The organism is Priestia sp. P5_B4 (assembly GCF_056400385.1).
Genome location: NZ_JBFULJ010000487.1, coordinates 1 through 2,840 on the forward strand (window position 1 = coordinate 1; position 2,840 = coordinate 2,840).

A 2,840-nucleotide genomic window follows, 5' to 3' on the forward strand; every position below is an offset into this window, starting at 1 on the left:
TATTAACCCCTACCGCGGAACCGTTTGATCGCTTCTTCGGTCACCGGCTCGAAGAGGTTAACGAGGTTGCCGTCGGGATCACGGAACAACACAGCACGGTTCCCCCACGGCATCATGGTCGGTTCCTTTACCCATTCGTTGACAAACGGTTTCAAGCGCTCGTATTCGGCATCGACATCGTGGACGTGGAACTCGATGATGACAGTGTGATTGTCGGCCGCCACTGCGGAACCGGCGCCGAACAGTGGCACCGTCTGGGAGTGGCCGATCGCCAGGGTGCACGATGGCACAACGAGTTCGGCAAAGACAGGCACGGGGCGTTCCGCCGAAACACCCATGACTTTCTCATAGAACTTGACAAGACGATCCACGTCTTCGGTAATGATGCGTACAGAAGCAAAATTCATAAGATACCATCCTTCCTATAATAAATGATACAATATCGTATCAGATCATTTTGGGCCAGAACCAGCGAAGCTTCAGTAAGGGGCAAAGTAGCTGTAAAAAATAGGTTACAAAAGTTCCGAGGACGATCATTTTCGGAACTTTTCCTTTCCTCAAGCATCAAACAGCCCATTTGAAGGCTTGTTTTTTCCGTTTCTAAGTAGCCTACTTTACGAGTTAACCGACGTTCGCTGGTTCTACCCCGTGTTGTATATTTTCCGTAAAGGCACGATTTAATCAGAAACTGAACCATTTGGTTCTATGACCATCCTTCCATGCCTTGCTGCTGCTCAATTGATCCATAGTGAAATGAATTAATTCCTGTGGATGTTGATTGGCGGTGTCCCCCAACCGATGCAAGACATACTTCGCATTTATCTCTCACCCCTGTATGTTTACTTACTCCAATTATAAAATAACGCTACTGACAACTGTATGTCAGTAGCGTTTTAACATTTTTTTTGTTTCCTCACGAATCCGATTTCGGAATGATTCAGGCTCCAATACAATCACGCCCGCTCCCCAGCCAAGCACCCATTGCAACAATTCGTCCAGTTGATGAACGCGTAAAACCACATGCAATCCATCTTGATGCTCTTCCATATCCTCCATGTAATGATAGTTCGATTCCTTCACCTTATCCGCGATGTCATGGTTAAATCGAAGGCGAACTATCAAGTGCCGATCATCCGGAGGGGTATACTCCCTTAAGTTAAAATGCGCCGGTAGTTCGAATCGTTCTTCCAGATTGATAAGTTCCGTCATTCGGGACAAGCGAAAATGGCGAATTTCTTGGCGCAGATCACACCGAGCCACGAGCATCCACGAACCTTGAACGAGCACCAATCCATAGGGAGCAACCGTACGAACACTATGGCGATTACCTTCGGAATCTGCAAGCCTTTTTGCATAATGAAAGCTAATCTTTTGCACGTCTAATATCGCTCGACGAATCTTTTCTAGATATTCCTTTTCTTTTGACTGCCTGACCTGTTTATCAGAAATGAGCAAACGCATAGCCTTGCGTACACGAGATGTTTCATTGCGAATGCTCTCCGATAGAATGGCCTCAATTTTGCCGCGGGCAGCTTGAGCTCTGACACGATAATCGTCATCAAATCGTTGTTCGATAAAGTCTGTTCCAATCAGCAAGCTCACGGCTTCTGGTACCGTGAAACCGATCGGCGGGAGGAAATAGCCTTCCATCAGGGAATATCCTGTCCCAGGGGCTCCTATGATCGGCACGCCCACTTCACTCAGCGCCTGAATGTCGCGGTAGATGGTCCGCACGCTARTTTCAAATAGGGTCGCCAAATCTTCGGCCCGTACAACTTCTTTACGTTGCAGCTCCAGTACGATGGCTAACAAACGGTCTGTTTTGTTCATTGTTTGCCCCCCTTTAATGTTTATTGCAAAATAAAAAGCCACCTCTTGAGTGTGCAGCACTAGAGATGGCCTTTTATTTTGGTGTACATGTATAACAAAAAAATCGATTCAAATAAATATTAGCACATTTTTGCCATATAGACTACATTTTCCGTACGAGCACACGTATAAAAGGTGCACTTTTTATACATCCTCCTCCTACTTGGGTATCGGGTAAATGTAGTCATATCAAGGATCTATGAAAAGCTGCATAAAAGAGAAATAAGGACCCCATCAACTGTTTGGACTAGTTGCTTAAGACCACGAGTCACTAGAAATCCTTTGCTTTTTTATATTTTCTTCAAGTATTTGCACCAGAACCATGAATAAAGATGAGTTATTTAAGAAGGTCATAGAAGAAGCTAAAAAGGAAATAATCAATTCTTTAATTTGATTGCTACATTTTGAATTTGGGCTACTGGTGGGAATAACTCACAAAGAATATATCCAATCAGTAGCAGAACGATACAAACATAATCATAAAGTGTTGAAGCAGCTCGAACCATATTTCGAGTTATGGAAGAACGAAATAAAATAAACTGGCTATATCTTATATAAAAGGTATGGTCAGTTTATTTTTTTACTTATTTAAAGGTGCGTTATTTTGCATCAAATGGTGATATATCTTACTAAAAAAAGTTAAGTCTCTTAAAATACTCAATAGAAGCAACGCTTATATATATATCTTTCTTTGGTTATCTGTTCTAAAGGAATTAGTTACTGGTTCAAGAGATACGACATATTTAGGATTGATAGAGATTTCAGAGAAATGAATTAATCCATCATATAACTTTCCTTCCGAGTCCTGAATTCTTTCAAGGACCTCGTCGACATGTTTTTGAAACGTAATTTCTTTGCCGTTAGATAAAGTAATTTTACAAAGGTCTTTCTTCATCTTAATTACCTCCTTTTTATTCTCAATACGACAAATAGTAATGAAATACCTCTTCATTATTAGATTTATGTAGTTC

3 protein-coding genes are annotated in these 2,840 nt (G+C 42.0%); all 3 read right to left on the minus strand.

Annotated elements, in window-relative coordinates:
• Nucleotides 1-2 precede the first annotated feature (2 nt).
• Complete coding sequence (locus AC1DRF_RS21730; protein ID WP_477741671.1) at nucleotides 3-407, minus strand: VOC family protein; 405 nt, start codon at nucleotides 405-407, stop codon at nucleotides 3-5.
• A gap of 296 nt (nucleotides 408-703) precedes the next feature.
• Complete coding sequence (locus AC1DRF_RS21735) at nucleotides 704-829, minus strand: hypothetical protein (protein ID WP_274582923.1); 126 nt, start codon at nucleotides 827-829, stop codon at nucleotides 704-706.
• A gap of 53 nt (nucleotides 830-882) precedes the next feature.
• Nucleotides 883-1,830 (minus strand): helix-turn-helix transcriptional regulator, encoded by a 948-nt coding sequence (locus AC1DRF_RS21740; RefSeq protein ID WP_477741672.1) that lies wholly within the window; start codon nucleotides 1,828-1,830, stop codon nucleotides 883-885.
• Nucleotides 1,831-2,840 lie beyond the last annotated feature (1,010 nt).